The sequence below is a fragment of the Shewanella septentrionalis genome (assembly GCF_025370265.1).
In the GTDB taxonomy this organism is placed as follows: domain Bacteria; phylum Pseudomonadota; class Gammaproteobacteria; order Enterobacterales; family Shewanellaceae; genus Shewanella; species Shewanella hafniensis.
The window spans coordinates 17,127-42,489 of sequence record NZ_JAMTCC010000001.1; the positions used below are offsets into that span (position 1 = coordinate 17,127).

At 47.8% G+C, this 25,363-nt stretch carries 24 protein-coding genes; 15 read left to right on the top strand and 9 right to left on the bottom strand.

What is annotated here, in order from left to right; genetic code table 11:
* Window positions 1-305: 305 nt before the first annotated feature.
* The 3 genes from NE536_RS00095 to NE536_RS00105 form a co-directional block, all read right to left on the bottom strand.
* On the bottom strand, window positions 306-707 hold the full coding sequence (locus tag NE536_RS00095) for a YbaY family lipoprotein (protein WP_220590659.1): 402 nt from the start codon (window positions 705-707) through the stop codon (window positions 306-308).
* Between the two features lies 1 nt (window position 708).
* Window positions 709-1,575, bottom strand: a complete 867-nt coding sequence (tesB, locus tag NE536_RS00100) for an acyl-CoA thioesterase II (RefSeq protein ID WP_261271397.1) — start codon at window positions 1,573-1,575, stop codon at window positions 709-711.
* Window positions 1,576-1,666: 91 nt separating this feature from the next.
* Entirely contained in the window at window positions 1,667-2,605 is a 939-nt protein-coding gene (locus NE536_RS00105) for an SDR family NAD(P)-dependent oxidoreductase (protein WP_261271398.1), read from the bottom strand.
* A gap of 366 nt (window positions 2,606-2,971) precedes the next feature.
* Here NE536_RS00105 and NE536_RS00110 point away from each other — a divergent pair, with 366 nt between their 5' ends.
* The gene (locus NE536_RS00110) at window positions 2,972-3,847 is read left to right on the top strand and encodes a 1,4-dihydroxy-2-naphthoate polyprenyltransferase (RefSeq protein WP_220777983.1); all 876 of its coding nucleotides are present in this window, start codon (window positions 2,972-2,974) and stop codon (window positions 3,845-3,847) included.
* 176 nt (window positions 3,848-4,023) lie between these two features.
* Here NE536_RS00110 and NE536_RS00115 read toward each other — a convergent pair whose 3' ends face one another.
* A complete protein-coding gene (locus NE536_RS00115) occupies window positions 4,024-4,839 on the bottom strand; it encodes a DODA-type extradiol aromatic ring-opening family dioxygenase (RefSeq protein ID WP_261271399.1) in 816 nt (271 codons plus the stop codon).
* 61 nt (window positions 4,840-4,900) lie between these two features.
* Entirely contained in the window at window positions 4,901-5,383 is a 483-nt protein-coding gene (locus tag NE536_RS00120; protein WP_261271400.1) for a DoxX family protein, read from the bottom strand.
* Window positions 5,384-5,545: 162 nt separating this feature from the next.
* Here NE536_RS00120 and NE536_RS00125 point away from each other — a divergent pair, with 162 nt between their 5' ends.
* Window positions 5,546-6,445 carry a LysR family transcriptional regulator gene (locus NE536_RS00125; RefSeq protein ID WP_261271401.1) on the top strand — a complete coding sequence of 300 codons (900 nt, stop codon included), beginning with the start codon at window positions 5,546-5,548 and terminating at the stop codon, window positions 6,443-6,445.
* A 143-nt stretch (window positions 6,446-6,588) separates the two neighbouring features.
* On the opposite strand, the gene gndA is transcribed toward NE536_RS00125, so the two are convergent.
* From gndA to NE536_RS00140, 3 genes are all read right to left on the bottom strand, one after another.
* Window positions 6,589-8,115, bottom strand: coding sequence for an NADP-dependent phosphogluconate dehydrogenase (gndA, locus tag NE536_RS00130; protein WP_261271402.1), 1,527 nt, complete (start codon window positions 8,113-8,115; stop codon window positions 6,589-6,591).
* 207 nt (window positions 8,116-8,322) lie between these two features.
* A complete protein-coding gene (gene sugE, locus NE536_RS00135; RefSeq protein ID WP_011847232.1) occupies window positions 8,323-8,637 on the bottom strand; it encodes a quaternary ammonium compound efflux SMR transporter SugE in 315 nt (104 codons plus the stop codon).
* 361 nt (window positions 8,638-8,998) lie between these two features.
* Entirely contained in the window at window positions 8,999-10,957 is a 1,959-nt protein-coding gene (locus NE536_RS00140) for a propionyl-CoA synthetase (protein WP_261271403.1), read from the bottom strand.
* A gap of 290 nt (window positions 10,958-11,247) precedes the next feature.
* Between NE536_RS00140 and NE536_RS00145 the strand changes: the two genes are divergently transcribed.
* The 8 genes from NE536_RS00145 to NE536_RS00180 all read left to right on the top strand — a co-directional run bounded on the left by NE536_RS00145 (window position 11,248) and on the right by NE536_RS00180 (window position 20,222).
* Complete coding sequence (locus NE536_RS00145; RefSeq protein WP_006085528.1) at window positions 11,248-11,655, top strand: MerR family transcriptional regulator; 408 nt, start codon at window positions 11,248-11,250, stop codon at window positions 11,653-11,655.
* Between the two features lie 181 nt (window positions 11,656-11,836).
* Window positions 11,837-13,006 (top strand): isovaleryl-CoA dehydrogenase, encoded by a 1,170-nt coding sequence (locus tag NE536_RS00150; protein WP_261271404.1) that lies wholly within the window; start codon window positions 11,837-11,839, stop codon window positions 13,004-13,006.
* Between the two features lie 116 nt (window positions 13,007-13,122).
* Window positions 13,123-14,745, top strand: coding sequence for a carboxyl transferase domain-containing protein (locus NE536_RS00155; RefSeq protein ID WP_259545202.1), 1,623 nt, complete (start codon window positions 13,123-13,125; stop codon window positions 14,743-14,745).
* Window positions 14,746-14,788: 43 nt separating this feature from the next.
* Window positions 14,789-15,661, top strand: coding sequence for an enoyl-CoA hydratase-related protein (locus NE536_RS00160; RefSeq protein ID WP_261271405.1), 873 nt, complete (start codon window positions 14,789-14,791; stop codon window positions 15,659-15,661).
* Entirely contained in the window at window positions 15,661-17,721 is a 2,061-nt protein-coding gene (locus NE536_RS00165; RefSeq protein ID WP_261271406.1) for an acetyl/propionyl/methylcrotonyl-CoA carboxylase subunit alpha, read from the top strand. Before NE536_RS00160 ends, NE536_RS00165 begins: the two co-directional genes overlap by 1 nt.
* A gap of 1 nt (window position 17,722) precedes the next feature.
* A complete protein-coding gene (locus tag NE536_RS00170; protein ID WP_261271407.1) occupies window positions 17,723-18,646 on the top strand; it encodes a hydroxymethylglutaryl-CoA lyase in 924 nt (307 codons plus the stop codon).
* Between the two features lie 87 nt (window positions 18,647-18,733).
* Window positions 18,734-19,438, top strand: coding sequence for a CoA transferase subunit A (locus tag NE536_RS00175; RefSeq protein ID WP_063884906.1), 705 nt, complete (start codon window positions 18,734-18,736; stop codon window positions 19,436-19,438).
* A 127-nt stretch (window positions 19,439-19,565) separates the two neighbouring features.
* Window positions 19,566-20,222 carry a 3-oxoacid CoA-transferase subunit B gene (locus NE536_RS00180; RefSeq protein WP_006082325.1) on the top strand — a complete coding sequence of 219 codons (657 nt, stop codon included), beginning with the start codon at window positions 19,566-19,568 and terminating at the stop codon, window positions 20,220-20,222.
* A gap of 65 nt (window positions 20,223-20,287) precedes the next feature.
* Here NE536_RS00180 and NE536_RS00185 read toward each other — a convergent pair whose 3' ends face one another.
* Window positions 20,288-20,524, bottom strand: a complete 237-nt coding sequence (locus NE536_RS00185) for a hypothetical protein (protein ID WP_261271408.1) — start codon at window positions 20,522-20,524, stop codon at window positions 20,288-20,290.
* Between the two features lie 269 nt (window positions 20,525-20,793).
* Here NE536_RS00185 and NE536_RS00190 point away from each other — a divergent pair, with 269 nt between their 5' ends.
* From NE536_RS00190 to NE536_RS00210, 5 genes are all read left to right on the top strand, one after another.
* The gene (locus NE536_RS00190; RefSeq protein ID WP_261271409.1) at window positions 20,794-21,816 is read left to right on the top strand and encodes a hypothetical protein; all 1,023 of its coding nucleotides are present in this window, start codon (window positions 20,794-20,796) and stop codon (window positions 21,814-21,816) included.
* Window positions 21,817-21,951: 135 nt separating this feature from the next.
* Window positions 21,952-22,554: a DJ-1/PfpI family protein gene (locus NE536_RS00195; RefSeq protein ID WP_259574164.1), complete on the top strand. Its 603-nt coding sequence runs from the start codon at window positions 21,952-21,954 to the stop codon at window positions 22,552-22,554.
* A 38-nt stretch (window positions 22,555-22,592) separates the two neighbouring features.
* The gene (locus NE536_RS00200; RefSeq protein WP_261271410.1) at window positions 22,593-22,910 is read left to right on the top strand and encodes a cytoplasmic protein; all 318 of its coding nucleotides are present in this window, start codon (window positions 22,593-22,595) and stop codon (window positions 22,908-22,910) included.
* Window positions 22,911-23,144: 234 nt separating this feature from the next.
* Window positions 23,145-23,903: a sulfite exporter TauE/SafE family protein gene (locus tag NE536_RS00205; protein ID WP_261271411.1), complete on the top strand. Its 759-nt coding sequence runs from the start codon at window positions 23,145-23,147 to the stop codon at window positions 23,901-23,903.
* Between the two features lie 187 nt (window positions 23,904-24,090).
* Window positions 24,091-25,311 carry a PQQ-dependent sugar dehydrogenase gene (locus NE536_RS00210; RefSeq protein WP_261271412.1) on the top strand — a complete coding sequence of 407 codons (1,221 nt, stop codon included), beginning with the start codon at window positions 24,091-24,093 and terminating at the stop codon, window positions 25,309-25,311.
* The last annotated feature ends 52 nt before the right edge of the window (window positions 25,312-25,363 follow it).

A 25,363-nucleotide genomic window follows, 5' to 3' on the forward strand; every position in this document is an offset into this window, starting at 1 on the left:
TCCCGTTACAAATCAAACATTTTAACAAATAAAACCAAACAAATTTAAATCAAATTAATAACAATATTAAAACCAATTCTTAACAACACCGATGAAGATATCTTTTTACAAAATGGCACCCCTTATAAATAGAGACTAACTTATGCATTAATATTCTTAGCTCTGTGTAAAGCAAAATCATATTTGATTTTACATTTACAGCATGAATACCCGAATATTAACCAAAAAAAGCCCTTGCAATATAAATTGAAAGGGCTACATCTTCAGCAATACAAAAATAATGCGCAGGCAATAATTAGGAGTGATTAATTCGCCATGACCGCCTTCATTAACACTTCTGTCGTGAACTTATCATTATTGACGACAGGGAACCTGTCATAGGTTTGAAAGATCACTTGGTCTTGGAACTTGATCATCGCCACTACGCCATATTGGATACTCTTATCGATCGATTTTGCAGGCAGCGTAAATTTAAACGGCACTGGCGCTCTGGCGATGTTAAAGGTTTTCTGCGCAACGATAACACCCGGGGTATTCAAATCAATGATAGCAATCGTGATTTGGCAACCTTGAGGCAAGGGGATCTTCTCTAAATAACCCGCTGCACCATTGATAATAATTGGGGGTTCAGGTTTAACCGTCACGCAGCCATTGAGCAGAATAGCCATGAGCGAGACTAATACGAACGACCTTATTTTAAGCAACATACTAACGTCCTTTTACCATGCGGATCAGACCTTCTTGGGTAGAAGAAGCCACTAACTCGCCTTGTTGATTGAAAAACTGCCCTCTGACATAACCTCTGCCACCGCTGGCATTGGGGCTATCAATACTATAAAGCAACCACTCTCCCATATTAATCGGGCGGTGGAACCACATCGCATGATCTATGGTAGCCATGCGCACTCCAGGACTTAAAAACGACACGCCATGGGGCTGAGCCGCTGTCACCAGAAAATTAAAGTCCGAGGCATAGGCGAGTAAATATTCATGAATATGGGCATCATTTGGCATGGGACCATTGGCCCGCATCCACACATGACGGTATGGCTCGGTTTCTTTGGGCGCAAAGGGATGTAATGGATTAACCAGTCGCATCTCAATGGGCGCATCGGCCATAAACTTTTCCAGTATGCTCGGCGGCACTTTATCCCGCATAGTCAGCGCTAATTCCTGCTGATTCAAGAGACCGTCTGGTCCTGGTACTTGCGGCATGATCGCTTGATGACTAAATCCTTCTTCAGGTTCTTGGAAGGAACAGGTCATGTGAAAAATCGGCCGACCTTTTTGAATTGCACTCACGCGACGGGCGCTAAAACTTCCGCCATCACGCATGTTTTCGACTTCATACACAATCGGTAACTTCTCGTCACCGGCACGTAAAAAGTAAGAGTGTAATGAGTGGACCTTACGCTCAACGGGGACGGTTTGCTTAGCGGCGCTCAGTGCTTGCCCCATCACTTGACCACCAAACACATGCCCAAATCCCAGATCTTGGCTCTGACCACGAAAGAGGCCGATTTCAATTTGCTCAAGGGAAAGTAATGATAAAAGATCGTCTAATACCTGACTCATGAGATCCTACTGCATAATTAGCCATTAATATTTAAGGGTAACCCAGTTCACCTTAAGCTGACCAGTCTTCTATCGATTATCCACAATCAAATTAATCGATTTTAATATGGTGCTCTAGCGCACTTAACTGAGACCAAGACAAAACTTTATCCTCGCCACTGGAGTGCAAAGTAACAGGAAAGGATTGATGTATTTGGGGCCACTGCTGCGCGAGATTATCGGGAGTAAAGAGCCCCTCATTAAAATACATAGGCTGAAATTCAACAAACATGCCATGGCTGACACTGCCCGCACCTGCGAGCAAATGTTGACCATTGGGGGCCTGTTCACTCACTAAAAAAGCCGTCGTTGCGGTTAATGACTCAAAGGAAAATAACGGCTGAATCGCACTCGCTAAATGTTTGGCTGTCATCGCGGTGACGGCCTGCGGGCATAAACTATTGACGCGAATACTATGGATTTCCCCTTCTATTGATAAGCAATTTACCATACCCACCAACGCCATCTTACTCGCGCTAAAACCGACTTGATGCACATCACCAAACAAGGCCGAAACCCCAGTAGTCATCATAATCCGACCATAATTCTGTTGTTGCATATAGGGCCAAACGGCCTGCGTCAGATAAAAACTGCCATTGAGATCGACATCCAATTGCCTTTGCCACTGCTCAAGCTTAATGTGCTCGAACGGACAAGCACCGTAGACCCCCGCGTTATTAATCAAGATATCAATGCGATGCCAACGTAAGACCACTTCTTCGACCATGCGGTTTACTTCATCCCGCTTGCTAACATCGAGCACAAAGTAGAGGCAGTCACCACCGAGTTTAATAATGCTGCAGTAGGTTTGCATCAATGCTATGTTGGCTGCAATTGTTTGAGGGCCATAGGTAGAAAGAGACTCATTGGACGATAACGGCTGATCGACAAGCACCACCTTAGCGCCCCGCTCAGCCAACATAATGGCATAAGCTCTACCCAGCCCAACCGCCGCACCAGTGACTAACGCCACCTTATTATCGAAACGCATCCCAATATATCCTTATCGGCATAACAGTAGCGGCAAAACGCAGCCAATGAATGCGCGAAAACAACCCGCATAAGGCGACTCGCACCTGTGGTATCTCCAGTTGAACATAGGATTTAGCGTTACGCCTATGTCTTGAGCGGCGCAGCGTCTCCAACAACATCAGCTATAGAAACACAGACTTTTTTGATTTTCTTTGAGCTTGACGACAAATCTCCGTCTACATCAGTGAACATATGTGCGCCAATTCAAACTCTGTTAAATGCGTTTATTAGATAGTGCTCACTTTCGTGTTAAATCTTGTTATGCTATGCGCTAATTGAGCCCTTGCTCGATACCATTCCCATTTACCAATAACGACTGGACGCCATGAATCCTTGGATTTTAGCTATAAGACCCCGTACGCTACCCGCGGCCATAGGTCCCCTATTGATAGGCAATATTCTCGCCCTGCATCTTGAGAGTTACAGCTGGTTAATTGCTGCCACTTCTATGCTGTGCGCTGTGCTATTACAAATTGCCGTCAATCTCGCTAACGACTATTTTGACTTTAAAAACGGCATAGACACGGCCGAACGCTTAGGACCCGTTCGCGTGACGCAAAGTGGTTTAATTCCACCAACGAGCGTCCGCAATGCCATGATATTTTGCCTATTAATGGCACTTGCTGTGGGTTCCTATTTAATTTGGCACGGAGGCTGGCCTATCGCGATTCTCGCCGCGGCAGCCATTTTAGGTGCACTCGGTTACAGTGGTGGCCCCTATCCCCTCGCGTCCCATGGGCTGGGCGAAGTCGCGGCCTTTATCTTTTTCGGATTAGTCGCCGTCGTGGGGAGTTATTATCTGCAGGCGGGCGATACAACAATCAATGCTTGGTTATTAGGCTGCGCCATTGGGCTGTTCAATGCGGCGATCATGCTGGTCAATAACACCCGCGATATTCGCACCGACACCCAAGCGGGAAAGCACACACTGGCAGTACGTATCGGCGAAGCACAATCAAAAGTGTTATATCAAGCGCTGATTTATCTGCCTTTCGGCTTAGTGATTGCAGGCTTTCTAATGGGGATTTTACCTGGGTTACCAGTATTACTTGCGGGCTTATCACTGCTTATCGCCCGTAAACTCAGCAGCGATTTCTATGCGGTGTCCGGTGAAGCATTAAATCCGTTACTCGGCCGCACGGCTAAGTTAACCATGATTTTCAGTACCTTGTTTAGCGTGGGTTTAGTGTTTACCGCATAAGAGTCACACCGCTAGGCTAATCAATTGGTCGCTACAAGCAGCCGCAGCTTAATCCTAAATACGAAAAAGGTTCGTATCCTCAATAGATACGAACCTTTTTTATTGGCTGAATATGCTTAGCCTTAGGTTTACTGCCATGTTCAGCCACGGCAATCCAACATCAGACTATTACCAGCCTACTGCCAGATATAGCCTGAGATCAGTGTATTTAATAAAATGCCGTTAAAATTACACAAAGCTTGGGATGAATCACTGTGACCAGCACCAAAACACACATGCAGAGGCAATAAATGTTCTTCCCGCGGATGGCTAAACCGCGCTTCTGGGGCTGATTGCCAATGAGTTAATGCTGTTTTTACCTCAGCAGAACTATCACTTGCGGTTAATGTTTGCGTCAGCCAATAGTCAAACTCTGCGCTGCGGCTTTGTACCATGGGGTCGCTTGAGAAAAACGCCCGCATATTGTGAAACGACATCCCTGAGCCCACAATCAACACCCCTTGGTCCCGCAGCGGCGCTAAAGCTTCGCCAATCGCTATATGGGTCTCAGGATCGAGACTGCGGACTAACGACATTTGTACTACGGGAATATTCGCCTCGGGATACATCAACTTAAGTGGTACAAAGGTGCCGTGGTCAAATGCGCGTTCGCTATCTAAGCGAGCGGCGATCCCCTTATCCACGAGCATATTCGCAATCTGTGCGGCTAATTCTGGCTCACCCGGTGCAGGATACGTCAGCTGATACGCTTCGGGTGGAAAACCATAATAATCGTATAAAATTCCGGGCTTAGGGCTACTCGACAAGGTCACTATAGATTCTTCCCAATGGGCGGTTATCAGCACAATCGCCTTAGGGGTTGGAATGGGCGCAGTCACTGAGGTTAAAAAAGCACGTAACTCATTATGATTGGCATCATTTAGCAAAGGCATTGGGCCACCACCGTGGGGCACAAATAGCACAGGCATACGACTCGCTTTAACTTGCATCATGGTTTTCTCTTGTTAATTAACTTAAATCGGCACGACTGACTTCAGACTCAATTTTTATCACTTAAAATGCGGAGCGACTCAGCGCTAACTGCCGCTGAAATTGCACTAAACGCTCAATAATTTCATCCAATTTAATAACCAGAAAGAGTCCAGCCGATAAACTCAATGCAGGCAGTGCATTAATCGCCGCTTCATAGTTAAAGTGGAAATAAATCGCCCCCATCATAATCGCCAGCAAACCGCTCGCCGATAGCACTCGGTAGTCACGTAGACACAATCCAAGGGCGCCAATCACTTCCATCAAACCAATAAAATAACCAAATCCGGTGGGAAGATTCATCAAAGTAAACGGAACATGGAACATAGGCACGCCAAATAACTTGGCAAATCCCGAGATAAAAAACACTATACTCATCGCCAGTGTAACGGTTGCGGCGGCGCGATTGAGTGTATTGGCACAAAGGAATAGCTTCTGCGTATCGGCCTCAGCAACTAAGCCATTGATACTTGAGCCCTTAGCAACACATAAGTTTGAAAATCGCATCGCACACACCCCATTGATCTTAATATTGCCATCAGTCTTGGGCATAAATGCGCAGACCACGAGCGAGAATGGAGTAGATTATGAGCCGATAAAAGATAAATAAATATGGAATAAAATCTAATATCTCATAAACTAATAATTTATGACTTGCGAGCAATCCCAGTGACCTTAGACCAACTGCTGATGTTTAAAACCGTGGCTGAGGCGGGCTCACTCAAAGCCGCCAGTGACAAGCTACATAAAACCCAACCCGCCATTAGTCAAAGTATCAAACAGTTAGAATCTCAACTCGATCTCATCTTATTTAACCGTGAAGGATATCGACTCGCCATCACAGAGCAAGGCCGAAAACTGCTGCAACATACCCAGCGGGTGCTGAATGAAGCGCAGGAAATGAAGCAAGTGGCGAAACATTTAGCCAAAGGCAACGAAGCGAGTATCACCTTAGCTTTTGAAGCTTCTTTCAATCTCGCTCGAATTCTACCGATTTTAGAACTGACTCAAAATGAGTTCCCCTATACTCAAATCATTCTCAAACAAGAATTTTTAACTGGTGCGCTCGAAGCGCTGAATCAAGATAAAGCCGAAATCATCATCTCCGCAGGCGGAATTGAGCCCATACGTTCGAGCCATTTAGAATTAGCCTATCTATTTTCCGGTAGCCTGCTCGATGTCGCCGCGCCGCGCATGCTTGAGCGCCATCCGACACTGAACTACGCACGAGAGCTCGTTAACGAATATCAAATCGTGATCCAAGATACGGGCTCAGGTACTGCGAATATTGAGTTTGGGGTACAAGCGGGGCAACGGCGTTGGTATGTTAATGATTTTTATACCAAGAAAATGCTTATTCAAAGTGGCATGGGCTGGGGGAAACTGCCGCACTATATGATTGAAGATTCACTCAAAAAAGGTGCATTGATTGCATTGGATCTACGCGAAAGACAAAACAATATTCAACTCGATTACTATGTGATGCGAAAACCTCACTCGCCTTTAGGCCCAGTCGCCCAAGCACTCTGGCAAAAGCTGATAGCCTTTTCATCTGAGCTGAATACTTAGGAATTCAAGCTTAAGATTTAGCTTAGTGACTTAAAATGAATTGAAGTCAAAAAGTTATAGGCCGTTATATAATCATCGACCATAAACAAAAACGCCCCTTATCAAGGGGCGTTTTTCATTTTGATAGCGGGCAGAACCTTAGATTAAACCTTAGCTAAGGTGCGCTCTTTAGCGCTCCAATCTAAGTGATATTTCTCGCCAGCTGGCGTATCGATTCGCTCGAAGGTGTGAGCGCCGAAAAAGTCACGCTGACCTTGGAGCAAGTTCGCTGGTAATGTTTCGCAGCGATAACTGTCGTAATATGCCAGTGCTGAGCTAATACAAGGCGCTGGAATGCCTTGCATTACCGCAGTCGCTACCGCAATGCGCCATAGGCCTTGCTTTTCAGATAAAGCTGACGCAAAACTGTCCGCCATCAACAGATTGCTAAGCTCGGCATTGTCTTCATAGGATTGAGTGATTGATTGCAAGAACGTCGCGCGAATAATACAACCCGCACGCCAAATTTTTGCAATTTCAGCAAAGTTTAACTGCCATTTTTGCTCATGGGCCGTCATTGCCATCAACTGGAAGCCTTGCGCGTAACAACACACTTTCGCGCAATATAACGCACTTTCAAGGGCTTCAATCAACTGCGCTTTTTGCGCCTCATCGATAGCAGGTGCATTTGGCCCAGCCAATTTCTGGCTAAGTTGTAAACGTAAGGATTTTTGGGTACTTACGGCGCGAGCATATACAGCTTCAGCAATCGTCGGTGCCGGACAACCAATTTGTAAACTGCTTACGGCCGTCCACAAACCCGTGCCTTTTTGGCCCGCTTTATCTAAGATCATTTCCACCAACGGTTTACCCGTTAATGGATCGGCCTGTTTTAAGACTTCGGCACTGATCCCCATCAAATAGCTGTTTAAGCTACCTTTGTTCCAGCGTTTAAACACATCGCCCACTTCTGCAGCGCTCATGCCTAAACCGTCATGCAGCATTTGATAGGCTTCGCAAATCAACTGCATATCTGCGTATTCAATACCGTTATGCACCATCTTCACGTAATGGCCAGAACCCGCAGGACCAATATAAGTCGTGCATGGCTCGCCTTCTGTCACTGGATTACCCGGTTCGAAGCGCTCTATGGGTAAACCTGTACTTGAATCAACCTTAGCGGCAATAGCTTTCCAAATAGGTGCCACGTGATGCCATGCATCGATATCGCCGCTTGGCATAAGTGATGGACCGAAACGCGCACCGACTTCACCGCCCGAAACCGCAGAGCTGAAAAATACAAACTGACCTTTGTAGCGCGCTTCACGCTCAACAGTGTCAGTCCATAGGCTGTTACCGGTATCGATAACGATATCATCGGACTCAATTCCGGCAGAAATCAAAGCACTACAGACACCATCGACGGGTGCGCCCGCGGGAACAGAAAGCACAAGAATGCGGGGTTTTGTGAGACTGGCTAACATTTCGGTAAGATTAGCACAGCCAAGAATGCGAGGTTCGAGTCCAGCGCGTTCCTGTTTTTCTTGCTGTATAACACCATTAACTTTAACAGGATCGAGGTCAAATGCGCTGACGTGATATTGGTTATCCGCGATGTTTAGCGCTAGGTTTTTACCCATAACGCCAAGGCCAATTACGCCGATATCATTAAGATTGCTGTGGTTTTGCATTATATAATTCCCACGGGTCACAGAGGTTAGAGCTAACCAATTTTGAGGGGTAATTATACCGATCTTTGTAACTTAATTACCAGAGAGAAAAGGCGATGCATACGATTGGCAATCTCGATTACAGTGAGATTGCCAATCCCGTATTGCGAAACGGGTTAGTTAGGACTTAGCCCAAGTGATACTTGTATTGGCACGTTTATCGACAACTTAGTTTGCGAGTTTAAGCCCTAAAACGCCCAGTAATATCAGTATCAAACTGGCAATCTTAAGTAAGCTAACTCCTTCTCCTAACAGGATAATTCCCGCGATAGCGGTGCCCATAGCGCCAATGCCGACCCACACGCCGTAAGCCGTACCGATAGGCAGTTGCTTAACCGCGAGTCCTAGTAGCAACACACTCACGGCCATCGACGCCACTGTAAAGATACTTGGCCACAAACGTGTAAAACCTTCGGTATATTTAAGCCCTATGGCCCAACCAATTTCGAATAAACCCGCAAGGACTAATAAGAACCAACTCATAGTGAACTCCTAATTAGGGGTCGTCCCCTACCAAATTAAGGCATGTTTAGGGTCGTCCCTAAGCCGGTGAGAATACAAAGTCGTCAGTGAAGTGTATCTAAAATCTCCATAGATACACATTGCTTCTAGTGGTGGTTTAGTTGAATGAATTAAACAATTGCTAATGTTCAATTCCCGCATATAAACAACTCAAAATAATGCAATTGAGTAGCAAAAACATTCAATAAATACGCGGCAAGAATAGCAAATCATAATGGACTATTGCTCAAATTGAGCGGGGATATTTGTTTCAATTCGCAACAGCAAGCGATTTTTAGAATGGGAATTTCCTACATGAAATCCCCATTCACTAAACGCAAGCTTAGATTAAGGCATCGGCATACCCCATGCGAGTGAGCGCGGTGCGCACTAGCTCTAAGGTCTGTGGATCTTCTATGGTCGCTGGTGCGGTATACTGCTGATTATCGGCAATTTTTCGCATAGTACCGCGTAAAATCTTACCCGAGCGCGTTTTAGGTAATTTTTGAATCGCACTAACTAACCTAAAGGAGGCTACGGGACCAATCTCTTGACGCACCAGAGTAATAAGCTGTTTATGCAGTTCTTCATCACTGATCGTCACGCCCTTTTTTAACACCACTAATCCTAAAGGCACCTGACCTTTAAGTTGATCATCCACACCAATCACCGCCGCTTCGGCTACATCAGGATGTTGACACAAGACTTCTTCAAAACGTCCCGTCGATAACCTGTGCCCCGCCACATTTATGATGTCATCGATACGACTCATAATGTAGAGATAACCGTCTTGATCGGTATAACCCGCATCGCCAGTTAAGTAATAACCTGGATACATAGACAGGTAACTGTCTTGATAGCGTTGATCATTTTGCCACAGTGTTGTCAAGGTTCCCGGCGGCAAAGGCAGCTTGATCACCACATTCCCCGAGGTATTGGGCGCAACTTGTTCACCCAATTCATCCACCACTTCAACCGCATAACCAGGCACAGGTAAAGCGGGTGAACCCGGCTTAATGGCGACGGGCGCTGTGCCCATCAAATTTGCCGCGACTGGCCAACCCGTTTCGGTTTGCCACCAGTGATCGATAACAGGTTTAGCGAGTTTAGTGTGTGCCCAAACTAAAGTGTCGGGATCGCAACGTTCACCTGCCAAAAACACATTTTTAAGACAAGCTAAATCAACACCTTGTAGATACTCACCATCAGGATCTTCACGCTTGATTGCGCGAATGGCCGTCGGCGCGGTGAAAAAACTTTTGACTTTATATTTGGCAATCGTGCGCCAAAAAGCGCCGGGATCGGGCGTACCGACAGGTTTGCCTTCATACATTAAGGTTGTAGCGCCCACCAGCAGCGGTCCATACACAATATAAGAGTGACCCACAACCCAGCCCACATCAGACGCGGCCCAAAACACATCGCCCGCTTGAATATCGTAAATATGTTGCATCGACCAAGCCAGAGCCACGGCATGGCCGCCATTATCGCGCACCACACCTTTAGGCTGACCCGTGGTGCCAGAGGTATAAAGCACATACAAGGGATCTATGGCCTTAAGAGAAACACAATCAGCCTTAGGTGCAGTCGCTAACGCGGCTTGCCAATCTAAGTCACGGCCCTCCTGCAAATCGGCTTGATACTGGCTACGATTTAAAATCAGGCAATGCTCAACCTGATGAACAGCATGTTTCAATGCTTTGTCTAGTAAAGGCTTATAAGGAATGACGCCCGAGGGCTCGATTCCGCAGGATGCCGACAGTACCAATTTAGGCTTGGCATCGTTAATCCGAGTCGCGAGTTCATTGGCGGCAAAGCCACCAAAAACCACAGAATGAATCGCACCTATGCGAGCACAGGCCAGCATAGCGAAGGCGGTTTCCGGCACCATAGGCATATAAATCACCACACGGTCGCCCTTCTCTATCCCAATCGATTGCATAAAACCCGCGAGTCGGCTTACTTGAGCCTGTAACTCCGCGTAGCTAATGCCGTATTCAGTGTCTGTCACTGGGCTCACATATTGGATCGCCACTTGATCACCGCGTCCGGCCAACACATGGCGATCAACGGCGTTATAACAAGTGTTCATCTCACCATCGGCGAACCAGTGATAAAACGGTGCCTGCGACTCATCGAGCACAGTGCGCGCAGGTTTAATCCAATCGAGCGTCTTCGCCGCTTCTCCCCAGAATTCGGCTTTATTAAGCAAGGATGCTTGGTGCAACGCTTGATGTTTTTGTTGGTTCTGTTTTTGATTTGCGGCTTGCGCTACAGATGCATTTTGCTGTTCGGTCAACATATGTCCTCCAATCAGGACGCGGCTAAAATCGTCAGCCGCAATAACTACCCCTTCCAACAACCATTATTAACAGGGGGGCATCCAGCCCACTATTAGACGTTAGCCTATAACCAGAAAAGATTTGTGGTTTTATGTGAGAACATTAATTTAAAGCACCCGTTTTAATCTGGCCGCACAGGCTGATGGCAATTGGGATTGACACTTTTATGGCAACAGAATAAAAGCCAAAATCTTTACCTTTACGTAAACTTCATATATCTTGCTTAAAACTGATTATTTAGGGTGCATGAATGAGCGCAACGAACACACCACAAACGACTTACTCGATCAGTGATCTCTCAAAAGAATTTGATATCACTACGCGTAGTATTCGTTTTTACGAAGACCAAGGTTTGCTTAAGCCTAAACGCCGCGGCCAAACCCGTATTTATAGCCTCAAAGACAGGGTGCGCCTCAAGCTCATTCTTCGCGGTAAACGCTTGGGCTTTTCTTTAGCAGAAACCCGTCGCCTGTTCGAATTATACGATGCCGACAAGAGCAGCACCGCACAGCTCAATACCATGCTGGCGCTAGTGGAAGAAAAGAAATCCGCCCTACAGCAGCAAATGGACGACATTAAAGTGGTGTTGATGGAACTCAATTCCGCCGAGCAGCAATGCCGCTTAGCCTTAGAAGATAACAAAACGGCAAAAGCCTAAATCCCAGTGACAACAAGATCAAGTCAATATGATTGGCTCGCGCATCTCAAGACGCAGGATGTTAGCACTAGGATTAAATACAAGATTTAAAAGACTCAAGCACCTAAAAATCATAAAAACTATAAATTTAAACATCAGAGTTTAACCATCTGAAATTAGAACATCTGAAAGGACACAAGCAATGAACTCTCTCTACACAAGTCTGAATTTTGGTCTAGGCGAAGACGTCGATATGCTGCGCGATGCAGTGCAGGATTTTGCCGCGAATGAAATCGCTCCAATTGCCGCGAAAGTGGATCACGACAACGCCTTTCCCAATGAACTTTGGCCTGTACTGGGGAGTATGGGACTGCTCGGTGTGACGGTCGCTGAAGAATTCGGCGGCGCGAACATGGGCTACCTTGCCCACGTCGTGGCAATGGAAGAAATCTCCCGCGCATCGGCCTCTATCGGCCTAAGCTACGGCGCCCACTCAAACCTGTGTGTGAATCAAATCAACCGTAACGGTAATGCTGCGCAAAAAGCCAAGTATCTGCCAAAACTGGTGAGCGGTGAACATATTGGCGCACTCGCCATGAGTGAGCCAAACGCAGGTTCTGACGTAGTTTCGATGAAGTTACACGCCCGTAAAGAAGGCGACCGTTTCATCTTAAACGGTAACAAGATGTGGATCACCAACGGTCCCGATGCGCACACCTATGTGATTTACGCTAAAACCGACTTAACCAAAGGCGCACACGGTATTACCGCCTTTATCGTTGAGCGTGATTCGAAAGGTTTTAGCCAAGCACAAAAACTCGACAAACTCGGCATGCGCGGCTCTAACACCTGCGAATTAGTGTTTGAAGATGTGGAAGTGCCAGAAGAAAACATTTTAGGCGGCCTCAACAACGGCGTAAAAGTGCTAATGAGCGGCCTAGATTACGAGCGCGTCGTGCTATCTGGTGGCCCGCTGGGGATCATGAACGCCTGCATGGATATCGTTGTACCTTACATCCACGAGCGTGAGCAATTTGGTAAATCGATTGGTGAATTCCAACTGGTACAGGGCAAATTAGCCGACATGTACACCGGCATGAATGCCGCCAAATCCTACGTGTATGCCGTAGCAAAATCCTGCGATCGCGGTGAAACCACCCGTAAAGATGCCGCGGGCGCCATTCTGTATAGCGCAGAACTCGCAACCAAAATGGCACTGGATGCAATCCAACTGCTCGGCGGCAATGGTTATGTTAACGAATACGCCACCGGCCGCTTACTGCGTGATGCTAAGCTGTATGAAATCGGCGCCGGCACCTCAGAAATTCGCCGCATGCTGATTGGCCGCGAACTGTTCAATGAGTCGAAATAACGCGCGTTCAAATAATCTCTCACAAGTGAATGGGTAGCCCCTCACTGTAATTTACAGTTTGCGCCACCCATTCGAGCAAGGTGATACCGAGTTTCCGCTTTATAAGGACAATCAAAGTGACGCAAATAAGCAGTCGTATCAACGCCCGTAGCGATGAATTTAAAGCAAAATCCGACGATATGGCCGCCCTAGTGGCCGATCTTAAAACTAAACTCAATAAAATCGAACTCGGCGGCGGCCCTGTGGCGCTGGAGCGCCATTTATCCCGTGGTAAATTACTACCACGTCAACGGGTTGAAAAGCTGCTCGATGCGGGCTCGCCCTTTTTAGAACTGTCGCAATTTGCCGCGTTTGAAGTCTACGACGAAGAAGTGCCCGCCGCAGGCATTATTGCCGGTATCGGCCGTGTGAGTGGCGTGGAATGCATGATCATCGCCAACGATGCCACAGTGAAAGGTGGCACTTACTACCCGATTACCGTCAAAAAACACCTTCGTGCCCAAGATATTGCCAGCCGTTGTCACTTGCCTTGTATTTATTTAGTCGACTCGGGCGGCGCTAACCTGCCCCGCCAAGATGAAGTGTTCCCCGACCGCGACCATTTCGGCCGCATCTTTTACAACCAAGCGCAAATGTCCGCCAAAGGCATCCCACAAATTGCAGTGGTGATGGGTTTATGTACCGCAGGGGGTGCCTATGTGCCCGCCATGGCGGATGAATCCATTATCGTAAAAGATCAAGGCACTATCTTCTTAGCGGGCCCGCCATTAGTGAAAGCGGCCACTGGCGAAGAAGTTAGCGCCGAAGAACTGGGCGGCGCCGAAGTGCACACTAAAATTTCCGGCGTAGCGGACCATTTAGCACAAAACGATGAGCACGCGCTAGAGCTTGCCCGCCGCGCGGTATCACGCCTGAATCATCAAAAAGAAATCAAATCACTCCTAAGCCCATCAAATAATGGCCCAGTCAAACCGCCGAAGTTCGACATTAGCGAACTGTATGGCATTGTCGGCACTGATTTGAAAAAGCCCTTTGATGTCAAAGAAGTGATCGCCCGTATCGTCGATGATTCTGATTTTGATGAGTTTAAAGCCAACTATGGCGCGACCTTAGTGTGTGGTTTTGCCCGTATTCACGGCTATCCTGTCGGCATTGTCGCCAACAACGGCATTTTGTTCTCAGAGTCGGCGCAAAAAGGCGCACACTTTATTGAACTATGCTGCCAGCGCAAAATTCCGCTGCTGTTCCTGCAAAATATCACCGGCTTTATGGTGGGTAAAAAGTACGAACACGAAGGCATAGCCAAACACGGCGCTAAAATGGTGACCGCGGTTTCTTGTGCCAATGTGCCTAAATTTACTGTGATTATCGGCGGCAGCTACGGCGCGGGTAACTACGGCATGTGTGGCCGCGCGTTCGAACCGACCATGATGTGGATGTGGCCTAACGCCCGTATCTCTGTGATGGGCGGCGAGCAAGCGGCTGGCGTTCTCGCCACAGTGCGCCGCGACGGTTTAGCCCGTAAAGGCGAAGATTGGTCATTAGAGGATGAGAAAGCCTTTAAGGCGCCGATTGTCGCCCAGTACGATAAAGAAGGTCATCCATATCATGCCAGTGCCCGTTTATGGGATGACGGCATTATTGACCCGGCGCAAACTCGTGATGTGGTCGGCCTTGCCCTATCGGCGGCATTAAATGCCCCTATCGAAGACACCCGCTTTGGTGTGTTCCGTATGTAAACCATACGTATACACAGCAAATCAATAAGATAGGGAAACAGTTATGACAAATTTACCAATAACGCCACAGGAATTAAGCAACTTGCAGCACGTGAGCTACAGGCTGAATAACGGCGTTGCCGAGCTTATTCTTGACCGAGCGGAAGTACACAACGCCTTCGATGAAGTGATGATTAGCGAGATGATTAGCGTCCTTAGCTATTTTGCTGAGCATAAGGATTGCCAAGTGCTGGTACTCAAAGCGAACGGCAAAAACTTCAGCGCCGGCGCCGATCTCAATTGGATGCGCAAGCAAGCCAAAATGGACTTTGAACAAAATCTAAATGATGCCAAAGCCTTAGCGAAACTGATGCAAGATTTAGATACTTTTCCTAAGCCTACTATTGCATTAGTGCAAGGCGCAGCCTTTGGCGGTGCACTGGGGCTGATTTGCGCCAGCGATATCGCTATCGCCACAACGCGCGCCAGTTTTTGTTTGAGCGAAGTGAAACTCGGATTAATTCCTGCGGTAATCAGCCCTTACGTTGCCCGCGCTATGGGTAACCGCGCATCGCGCCGCTACATGCTGACCGCCGAGCGTTTTAATGCCGATACTGCACTAAAACTTAATGTCATCCATGAGGTAAGCGATGACTTAGACGCCGCCGCTAAGCCGATGATTGAGGCGCTCCTTGCCAATAGCCCACAGGGCATGGCATGGGTAAAAACCTTATTATCACGCCTTGAAGATGGCGTGATAGACCAAAACACCATTGATTACACTAGCGAGCGTATCGCCCGCATTCGGGTATCAACCGAGGGCCAAGAAGGCTTAAATGCCTTTTTTGAGAAACGTCAGCCGAACTGGCAACAAACGCACTCCGCCCCCTCTCCTACGCCAATGCAAAAGCCAAGTGATACCCAAGGAGCCCTTTGATGTTAACCAAGCAAATGTTTACCAAGCTATTGATTGCTAACCGCGGTGAAATCGCCTGTCGCATCATCAAAACCGCCCATGCCATGGGCGTTCGCACCGTTGCCCTATATTCCGATGCCGATAAAGAAGCGCGCCATGTCGCAATGGCCGACGAATCTTTCTATCTAGGTGGCAGTGCGCCGGCAGACTCCTATTTAAAGGGCGATTTGATTATCGATATCGCCAAAAAAGCGGGCGCCCAAGCCATTCACCCTGGTTATGGTTTCTTATCTGAAAACGCCGACTTTGCCCGTAAATGTGAAGCCGCAGGCATCGTCTTTGTTGGCCCAGGTAGCGATGCTATCGATGCCATGGGCAGCAAAAGCGCCGCTAAATCTATTATGACGGCGGCAAACGTGCCCTTAGTGCCCGGTTACCACGGCGATGACCAAACCGATGCGACCTTAAAAGCGGAGGCACTGAAAATCGGCTTCCCTATGCTGATTAAAGCGGCGTATGGCGGCGGCGGTAAAGGCATGCGTATCGTCGAGAATGAAGGCGAAATCATGGAAGCCGTTAACTCGGCGCGCCGTGAAGCGGCCTCTTCTTTTGGTAACGATAAGTTATTGATGGAGCGTTATTTACGCCAGCCACGCCACGTCGAAGTACAAGTGTTTGCCGACACTTTTGGCAACGCGATTTACTTATCGGATCGCGATTGCTCGATTCAACGTCGCCACCAAAAAGTGGTCGAAGAGGCGCCGGCACCGGGCTTAAGCGATGCCCTGCGCGCCCAAATGGGTGATGCGGCCGTCGCCGCTGCCAAAGCCATCGATTATGTTGGTGCGGGGACGGTAGAGTTTCTGTTAGACACAGACAATAGCTTCTATTTCATGGAGATGAACACCCGTCTGCAGGTTGAGCACCCTGTCACCGAAATGGTCACAGGCCAAGATTTAGTCAAATGGCAATTGCTGGTCGCCAGCGGTCAGCCACTGCCCCTTAAGCAAGATGAAGTGCGTATTCACGGCCATTCCTTTGAAGTGCGTATTTACGCCGAAGATCCGCAAAATGAGTTTTTACCCGCCAGCGGTAAGCTCAACTTTTTGCGTGAACCTGAGCAAAGTAAGTTTGTCCGTATCGATTCGGGTATTCGCGAAAACGATGTGATCAGTAACTTCTACGATCCTATGATTGCCAAGCTTATTGTGTGGGATGAATCGCGCCCGCGCGCCCTGCAGCGTTTAGTGCATGCCCTAGAGTCGTATCAAATCAGCGGCCTTAAGCACAACATTGAGTTTTTGGCGAACATTGCCGAGCACCCAGCGTTTGCCAATGCTGACTTTAGCACTGACTTTATTGGCCGTTATGGCGACACCTTAATTGGTACAGCTTCAAGTGAAGCCGACACTGCACTCGCCTTTGCCGCGCTGTATCAAGTACTTGCCCGTAAAGAAGCCGCCAAAGCGCAAGCGATCAACAGCGCCGATCCTTACTCACCTTGGGGTCAAGTGAGCGGCTTTAGACTCAACAGTTGTAGCCAACACAATATTGCACTGCTTGATGACGCCCATGAATTACAGCAGTTGGTGATGCTCGATTTAGGCGGCATGTATCAGTTGCCACTGCACGGCCAAGATTGGTTGCTCAATGGCGAACTGAAACAAGACTTACTGCTCGCCGAAATCAACGGCCATAAGAGTAAAGTGCCGGTTAGCGCACAAGGTGATGACTTTACGCTATTTTTATCCTCTGGCAGTTACCACTTTAAAGCAGTGCAAACGCTAGTGATCGAAGAACAAGCTAGCAATGCTGACAAGTTAAAAGCGCCCATGAACGGCACGGTAGTGACCCATTTAGTCGATGTCGGCGCACAAGTTAAAGCGGGCCAAGGTTTGCTAGTGATGGAAGCCATGAAGATGGAATACACAATCGAAGCACCCTTTGATGGCATAGTCAGTGAATTCTACTTTAAGGCAGGCGAGCTAGTGACCGATGGCGCAACCTTGCTCAACGTTGAGCCGCTAAGTGAAGCGCCGCTCGTATCTGACGACGAGCCAACCGCGATCAAGGAAGCCTAAGATGTCTTTAGTCAATCTAAGCCAAGCAGCGGACGCCAAAGACAGGGTCAGCATCTTCGAGATGGGCGCGCGCGACGGCCTGCAAAACGAAGTTGCTGTGCCAACGGCAGCTAAAATCGCCTTGATTGAATCGCTGGCAGATGCAGGGCTTAAGCGCATCGAAGCCGGCAGTTTTGTGTCACCCAAATGGGTGCCACAAATGGCCGATTCTGCCGATGTGCTCAAGCAAATACAGCGCCAAAGCGGCGTGGTGTATAGCGCGCTCACGCCCAACGTCAAAGGCTTTGAACTGGCGCTGGATGCAAAAGCGAGTGAGGTGGCAATATTTGGCGCCGCCTCACAAAGCTTTAGTCAGCGCAATATCAACTGCTCGATTGAAGAGTCGATTGAACGCTTTATCCCATTGATGGAATTAGCAAAAGCGCACAATATTCCGGTGCGCGGCTATGTATCTTGTGTGCTCGGCTGCCCCTACGAAGGTGAGATAGCGGTCAGCGAAGTGGCCCGCGTGTCTGAAATCCTTTACAAAATGGGCTGTTACGAAATATCCCTTGGCGACACTATCGGTATCGGCACGCCGCAAAAAGCCCGTAGAATGCTGCAAACCGTGGCAGAACGTGTGCCTATGGACAAACTGGCGCTACACTTTCACGACACCTATGGCCAAGCACTCGCTAATATTTTGGCCTGCTTAAACTTAGGTGTACGGGTGTTTGACTCCTCGGTCGCAGGTCTTGGCGGCTGCCCCTATGCCAAAGGCGCGTCGGGCAATCTTGCCACCGAAGACTTAGTGTATATGCTGCACGGCATGGGATTCGAAACAGGTATCGATTTACAAAAACTCGCGTTAGCAGGGCAAGCGATCAACACACAGCTGAATCGCAACAATGGTTCAAAAGTGGCCACTGCCCTGTTAGCAAAATAGAACAACAATAATTAACGACACCAACAACCGTTATTAAAAACGCGCGTTATTTCCCGCGCGTTTTATAAAGCATAAAAGGACATCACAATGGCAGGACTCAATAAAGTCGTCAGCAGCTATGAAGAAGCGTTAAACGGCTTATCAAACGACATGACCATTATGGTCGGCGGCTTTGGCCTGTGCGGCATTCCCGAAGGCTTAATTAATCAAATGGTTAAGATGGGCGTTAACGGTTTAACCGCCATTTCAAACAACGCTGGGGTTGACGACTTTGGCCTTGGTTTACTGTTAAAACATCGCCAAATCGCCACTATGATCGCCTCTTACGTGGGCGAAAATGCCACCTTTGAACAGCAAATGCTCTCTGGTGAACTGAACGTGATTTTAACGCCCCAAGGCACGCTGGCGGAAAAGATCCGCGCAGGCGGCGCAGGTATTCCGGCATTTTTCACCGCTACAGGCTACGGCACGCCAGTCGCTGATGGTAAAGAAACCCGCGAAATCAAAGGGCGCCATTACGTGTTAGAAGAGTCGCTGACCGCAGATTTTGCCTTAGTGCGCGCATGGAAAGCCGATACCATGGGTAATTTGGTGTTCCGTAAAACCGCCGCCAACTTTAACCCTATGATGGCGACCGCGGGCAAAATCACTGTGGTTGAGGCCGAGTTTATTGTTGAGCCGGGCGAGCTAGACCCAGATCATATCCACACGCCGGGCATCTATGTTGACCGCGTTATTCAAGGCAAGTTCGAGAAACGTATCGAGCAGCGCACGGTAAAAGCCGCGAAATAAAAGGCGCTGGCAAAACCTTGAAACACAGTTAACGCAATTGGCACTTAGCTCCCGAAAGTAAAAACTAAGGGTAAAAACCTAAGAGTAAAGGCCAAAGCGTCAAAGCCAAATAGAAAGGATAGATATCATGGCATTATCAAGAGAACAACTGGCTCAGCGCGTCGCCAAAGAATTAAAAGATGGCTACTACGTCAACCTCGGCATCGGCATTCCAACACTGGTCGCTAACTATATTCCCAGCGGCATGGAAGTCATGCTGCAATCGGAAAACGGCCTACTCGGCATGGGCGAATTCCCCACCGAAGACACCATAGATCCGGATTTAATCAACGCGGGTAAACAAACCGTTACCGCAGTCAAAGGCGCCTCGTTTTTTTCATCGGCGGAAAGCTTTGCCATGATCCGTGGCGGCCATGTGGACTTAACCGTGCTCGGCGCCTTTGAAGTCGATGTGAACGGCTCTATCGCCTCATGGATGATCCCCGGCAAACTCATCAAAGGCATGGGCGGCGCGATGGATTTAGTCGCCGGCGCTGAAAACATTATCGTGACTATGATGCACGCCGATAAATACGGTAATTCTAAGCTGCTACCCGTATGCGAATTGCCGCTGACTGGTTACGGCTGCATTAAACGCGTCGTCACAGATTTAGCCTTTATCGAAATCAAAGATGGCGCATTTCATTTGTTAGAGCGCGCGCCAGGCGTCAGCGTAGAAGAAATCGTCAGCAAAACCGCCGGCAAATTAATCGTGCCAGAGCATGTACCAGAAATGGTGTTTTAAGCGTTCTCTAAAATGCGCAAGTAACGTATAGCGGCTAAGGTTGAAACTCAAGTTAGTTTGAAGCTTTAGCCTAAAGAGTTTTGAGCGTTAACCGACGTTTTACGATACCAACAAGGCCCAGAAAATGATTCTGGGCCTCGTTGCTTTTGTTGTCCCCACGAAGCGGAGAACCATGAGTAAAATTCACCACCAGCTTGTTCACTACAAACCTTGTTTTCTGTGAGCTTTTGCAGTCTAGGTACTTTTTGAAAGCTTATCGCCATAAACAGCACTAATGCTCTGGCGACACGCCGTAAACCCATCCTTGGGGGCTCAACGAAAAAGTCCCTTTTTCCGATGGTCGCCAACGCAAAAGTGCGGTTTACTCACCCATCCCAGCATATTCAATAATGAACAATGTCGCGCATTAAACTGATAACACCATATGTTAGTAAGGTTCTTTGCTGGCGAATGTGTGTTCACCATCGCTACAACGGAGTCGCTTAATGCTTGCTTCAAAAATGCTACAGATAGTCATATTTGGCGCCGTTGCGGTAAACTTGCCGCAGCCTAAATAATAAGGATGCTCAAGATGTTAGCCAAGTTTCTCAATAAGCGCAGTCGCAGTCGTAAACATATGCGCGATTATGCCAAAAACGTCTTTGAATATGACCAGTATTTACTGACCGATTATATCGACAGTGGGATGACAGATGGTTTCGAGAGAGTGAAACAATATCGTGAGTTTGATAAGGATTTTCGCCAGTGGGAATTATTTGGAGCTGAGTTTGGTGTACCCGAGTGTCATTGGGGCTATGTAGCCCAACTTACCTATATTGAATCGGGCTTGCTTGAGCCTAAGCCGCTTATGTGCTCGCTTGCTTACGGTTATTTTGCAACCGCCATTGATTACTATAAATATTGCTCATCGCTAGAAAAAACTGGCGGGATAGCAAACGCTATGTGGTCTACAATCAGCGTGTTTCGGCTTGTGCTGATGCTGTTAGCTGGGCTTAAACGCGAGGCGGACGAGCTGTATTATGCCAACGCAATGGCTTGGCGCTCAGGCTGGATAATTCGCTCCCACAGTTTTATAGGCGATTTTTTGGTGCTGCTGTATGGGTGCTATTTGGGCGTTATTGAGCCGCCTTTTGCCACGGAAGTGCAAGTGACACTGCGAAAAACGGCTCCTTTCCCCTATGCGCCATTTTTAGATAACTGGGACACTCAGGATATCGAATTCATCAGCACTATGCTGCAAACCCTGTGTGATAATCAGGTAGAACAAGCAGTTATTGGGGATAAAAAGTGCTTTTTTGAGTTCAATGGTGGGCCGCACACATATTTACCATTGACAGCGTTAATGCTGCTGAAACTGCGATCCCTTAGGGGTTTGCCTAACCCACAATTCAGTCATCCAGCCTTTGGCGATATCACAGCTTTGTTTGAACAAGTCTCCACATCATTTAGTGATTATGTTGCAACGTTAGGGATACAGCGGATTGAAGATGCTGCCGATGAGGTGTTAACCAACACATTAACCAGAATGCAAAGCCAAGATTTTGATGCCCATGCTATTTTCGCCAAGCGACTGCCATCGTTTAGTGCTGGTTAAGATTTTGATTAACCAAATTTTCATAAAAAATGGATAACCAATAAATCATGATTCTATTCATATTGAGGACCCAAGGCTTAAGGCTGAGCGTATTCAAGCCTTAAGTCATCCACAATACAAGCCAGAGGAAAGCTTATGTACCAGATTGCGATTGTGATATTTGATGAATTTACCGATATCGATTTTTTCCTAATGCGTGACATCCTCGGCCGTACAAAAACCGATTGGACAGTAAAAGTACTCGGGACAAAGCCTAGCCACAGATCGAGTTTAGGGATGACGGTTGCAACCGATGGTCATGTGGCCGAAGTCGCTGATGCAGACGTGGTGTTATTTAGCAGTGGCTACAAAGGCGTGCCAGCCGCACTCGAAGATACTGAGTTTATGTCCGCCCTTAAATTAGATCCCACACGGCAATTGCTTGGCAGTATCTGCGCGGGTTCATTCTTCTTTGCCAAATTAGGCTTACTCGACAATATCTCGGCAACGACGCATCCCGATGCCAAACCCGCATTAGTGGCCATGGGTGTGGATGTAGAAGACTGCGCTCTGGTTATCAATGGCAATATAGCCACTGCGGGTGGCTGCCTGTCCTCACTCTATTTAACCGGCTGGGTTGCGGAGCGCTTATTCGACAGTGCAAAACGCCGCGAAATTCACAGGCAGCTTATTCCTGCAGGCCAAGCTGATATTTATGAGACGCTGATCCAATCATCAATAGCAGCTGCAATTCGCTAGCAAGTGGTTTAGGTTCGCAGCCAGAAGCAAGGGACTGCGTGATTAGACTGAAAAATCTTCTCGGGGCAATAAAAGCCGAGCACCAGATCACCACCCAGAGTGAACTTGCGGCTTTACTGTCGCAAAATGAAATACTCGTACAGCAAATCCAAACTGCCGATGCGCAGCATTGGGTGCATTTTGCCAAGAATACCTTCGATGGTTGGTACTGTATTCGAACACCTATGCTCAGTACCTTTGAAGTTTATTACCAAGAACGTGGGCAAAACTGCTGGGGAGAAGATGTTTTTACAGAGCAAAGTGAAGCCATCGCTGCGGTTATTTTTATGTCTGGTGTTTGGGATCAAGTCCCCTAGCACTAAGCAAGTAAAAGCCTGTTCACTCATTCTGTGTGTTCACATTTACGAATGGCTGTATGTGACTATCCATTAAGCGACTTTCGATTATGTAACGAATCATTGCTCGACTTTCAATATCGAAATCATCCTGTTAGGGTGACGTACTTAGATTGACTCACGAGAACAGACTCATTCTTAGTACTCAAATAAACTCTCTGTTTAACTCTCTCATTGTCCAAAGGAGCGGTATCTATGGACTGGTTTATTATTGCACTCGCTGGCTTTTTAGGCGGAATGCTCAATGCGGTTGCCGGCGGTGGCAGTTTTATTACCCTTTTGGCGTTAGTGTTTGTCGGGGTTCCACCGATTGCGGCGAATGCAACGGGGACAGCCGCGCTGTTACCCGGTTATATCGCCAGTGCTTGGCGTTTTAGAAAAGATATCGAATATCCGGCGAGTCTTAGTCTTAAGCATCTGATCTTGATTGCCCTTATCGGCGGCAGTATTGGCGCGGGTATTTTGCTGACCACCAGCGAGCAAGTCTTCGCAAAACTGATCCCTTGGCTGATTTTACTGGCCACCGCGGCCTTTATTGTTGGCCCTTGGTTGCTCAAACGAAGAATCGCTGAGCAAGGCGAAAACACCTCTACGCCAATGTTAAGTCCGATAACGGCACTGATAATGCTGTCGGCTGTGTGTATCTATGGCGGTTATTTTAATGGTGGCTTAGGCATCATACTACTCGCAAGTTTTGGGCTGATGGGGCAAACCAATCTACATGGGATGAACGGACTTAAAAATCTGATTTCAGCCCTGCTCACCGCCATCGCCGTTGTGGTTTATGCCGCGGGCAATGTTATCGATGGGCAATATCTGTTGCTGCTTGCTGTGATGGCGATTATCGGCGGCTATGTCGGCGCGGCGCTGGCCTATCGTATTTCACAGCCCTTGCTGCGCGGCTTTATTGTGATAGTTGGGTTGGCAATGGCCTTAGGGTTTTTCATGCGCTGAGCTGTTTATGCGTGAAACAAGGTTTTAATACGTTAGCCTTTGAATGCATTCGCCAACGCGCAGTTCTTGGACTCAAGGGAACAAGACAGTGAGTTTAGATACAAGGTCAAATCGAGAAATTGCCCTTAGGTTACTGGCTTGTTACTCTGAGCCATCATTTAGGAAAGCACTGTGACTAAGGATAGCGATGAAACGGATCACCTTTAAACTATGCAGCTTGAAGAAACTATGCAGCTTGAAGCTAAAGACCTTGAAGCTGAGCACCTTAAGTCTTGCCCTGTGTCTTGTTGCAAGCTCGCCCGCTATCTACGCGCAAACCGCTAGTGCTGCAACCATTAGCGTCAAAACGGAAACGGGTAACATTCAGGTAAAAACCATAGTCCAAGGGTTAGAAAATGTCTGGGGCATGACATTTTTACCCGACGGCAGCATGCTCGTGACTGAACGCGCCGGCAGAATGCGCATTGTCAGCGCCGCAGGTAAAGTGGGCGCCCCCTTAACGGGTTTGCCACCACTATATGCCAAAGGTCAAGGTGGTTTACTCGATGTGGTGCTTGCACCAGATTTTGCCAGCAGCAAAAAAATCTATTTCAGTTATTCAGAGCCCGCTGAAGGTGATGCAAGTGAACTCAATAGCACTGCGGTGAGTTTTGCTACTCTCAATGGCAACAAGCTTCAAAATCTCAGCCGCGTTTTTAGTCAGCAACCTAAAATCAACAGCGGCCACCATTTTGGATCTCGTTTAGTGTGGGCGCCTGACGGCACGCTGTTTATTACGCTTGGCGACCGCTACAGCGAAAAAGATAGCGCCCAAACATTAGATAATCATTTAGGCAAAGTGGTGCGGATTAATGCCGATGGTTCTGTGCCTCAAGATAACCCCTTCGTTAATACGGCGGGCGCTTTGCCCGAGATCTGGTCTATCGGTCATCGCAATATGCAAGGCGCGGCCATTAATCCCACCAGCAAAGTATTGTGGACGGGTGAGCATGGACCGCAGGGCGGCGATGAGCTCAACATTGATGAGGCAGGCAAAAACTATGGCTGGCCTGTGATTACCTATGGTGAGAATTACGGCGGCGGCAAAATCGGCGAAGGCACCCACAAGGCTGGAATGGAGCAACCCGTCTACAAATGGGTTCCCTCAATTGCCACGGCGGGCTTTATGTTTTACACGGGCGATAAATTTCCGCAGTGGCAAAATAATATTTTACTCGCCAGCCTAAAGGAAAAAACGCTAGTACGTTTAGTGCTTGATGGCGACAAGATTATTAAAGAAGAGCGGTTGCTAAAAAATGAATTGGGACAAAGATTACGCTCAATCGTGCAAGGGCCTGATGGGTTGATTTATCTTGTGACCGATGAAGCGAAATCAAAAATTTACCAAATCTCACCGCATCAATCTTAAGCACTCGCTTTAACCACTGTCTTTTAACCACAGCCTTTTAACCACTGCAACA

Coding starts and splice junctions, on each gene's coding strand:
- gndA (WP_261271402.1), bottom strand. CDS start 8,115: ATGCAAAACCACAGCAATCTTAATGATATCGGCGTAATTGGCCTTGGC.
- NE536_RS00150 (WP_261271404.1), top strand. CDS start 11,837: ATGAACTCTCTCTACACAAGTCTGAATTTTGGTCTAGGCGAAGACGTC.
- NE536_RS00185 (WP_261271408.1), bottom strand. CDS start 20,524: ATGGGTTTACGGCGTGTCGCCAGAGCATTAGTGCTGTTTATGGCGATA.
- NE536_RS00145 (WP_006085528.1), top strand. CDS start 11,248: ATGAGCGCAACGAACACACCACAAACGACTTACTCGATCAGTGATCTC.
- NE536_RS00120 (WP_261271400.1), bottom strand. CDS start 5,383: ATGCGATTTTCAAACTTATGTGTTGCTAAGGGCTCAAGTATCAATGGC.
- sugE (WP_011847232.1), bottom strand. CDS start 8,637: ATGAGTTGGTTCTTATTAGTCCTTGCGGGTTTATTCGAAATTGGTTGG.
- NE536_RS00170 (WP_261271407.1), top strand. CDS start 17,723: ATGTCTTTAGTCAATCTAAGCCAAGCAGCGGACGCCAAAGACAGGGTC.
- NE536_RS00095 (WP_220590659.1), bottom strand. CDS start 707: ATGTTGCTTAAAATAAGGTCGTTCGTATTAGTCTCGCTCATGGCTATT.
- NE536_RS00205 (WP_261271411.1), top strand. CDS start 23,145: ATGGACTGGTTTATTATTGCACTCGCTGGCTTTTTAGGCGGAATGCTC.
- NE536_RS00195 (WP_259574164.1), top strand. CDS start 21,952: ATGTACCAGATTGCGATTGTGATATTTGATGAATTTACCGATATCGAT.
- NE536_RS00210 (WP_261271412.1), top strand. CDS start 24,091: ATGAAACGGATCACCTTTAAACTATGCAGCTTGAAGAAACTATGCAGC.
- NE536_RS00190 (WP_261271409.1), top strand. CDS start 20,794: ATGTTAGCCAAGTTTCTCAATAAGCGCAGTCGCAGTCGTAAACATATG.
- NE536_RS00180 (WP_006082325.1), top strand. CDS start 19,566: ATGGCATTATCAAGAGAACAACTGGCTCAGCGCGTCGCCAAAGAATTA.
- NE536_RS00110 (WP_220777983.1), top strand. CDS start 2,972: ATGAATCCTTGGATTTTAGCTATAAGACCCCGTACGCTACCCGCGGCC.
- NE536_RS00105 (WP_261271398.1), bottom strand. CDS start 2,605: ATGCGTTTCGATAATAAGGTGGCGTTAGTCACTGGTGCGGCGGTTGGG.
- NE536_RS00175 (WP_063884906.1), top strand. CDS start 18,734: ATGGCAGGACTCAATAAAGTCGTCAGCAGCTATGAAGAAGCGTTAAAC.
- NE536_RS00160 (WP_261271405.1), top strand. CDS start 14,789: ATGACAAATTTACCAATAACGCCACAGGAATTAAGCAACTTGCAGCAC.
- NE536_RS00165 (WP_261271406.1), top strand. CDS start 15,661: ATGTTAACCAAGCAAATGTTTACCAAGCTATTGATTGCTAACCGCGGT.
- NE536_RS00140 (WP_261271403.1), bottom strand. CDS start 10,957: ATGTTGACCGAACAGCAAAATGCATCTGTAGCGCAAGCCGCAAATCAA.
- tesB (WP_261271397.1), bottom strand. CDS start 1,575: ATGAGTCAGGTATTAGACGATCTTTTATCATTACTTTCCCTTGAGCAA.
- NE536_RS00115 (WP_261271399.1), bottom strand. CDS start 4,839: ATGATGCAAGTTAAAGCGAGTCGTATGCCTGTGCTATTTGTGCCCCAC.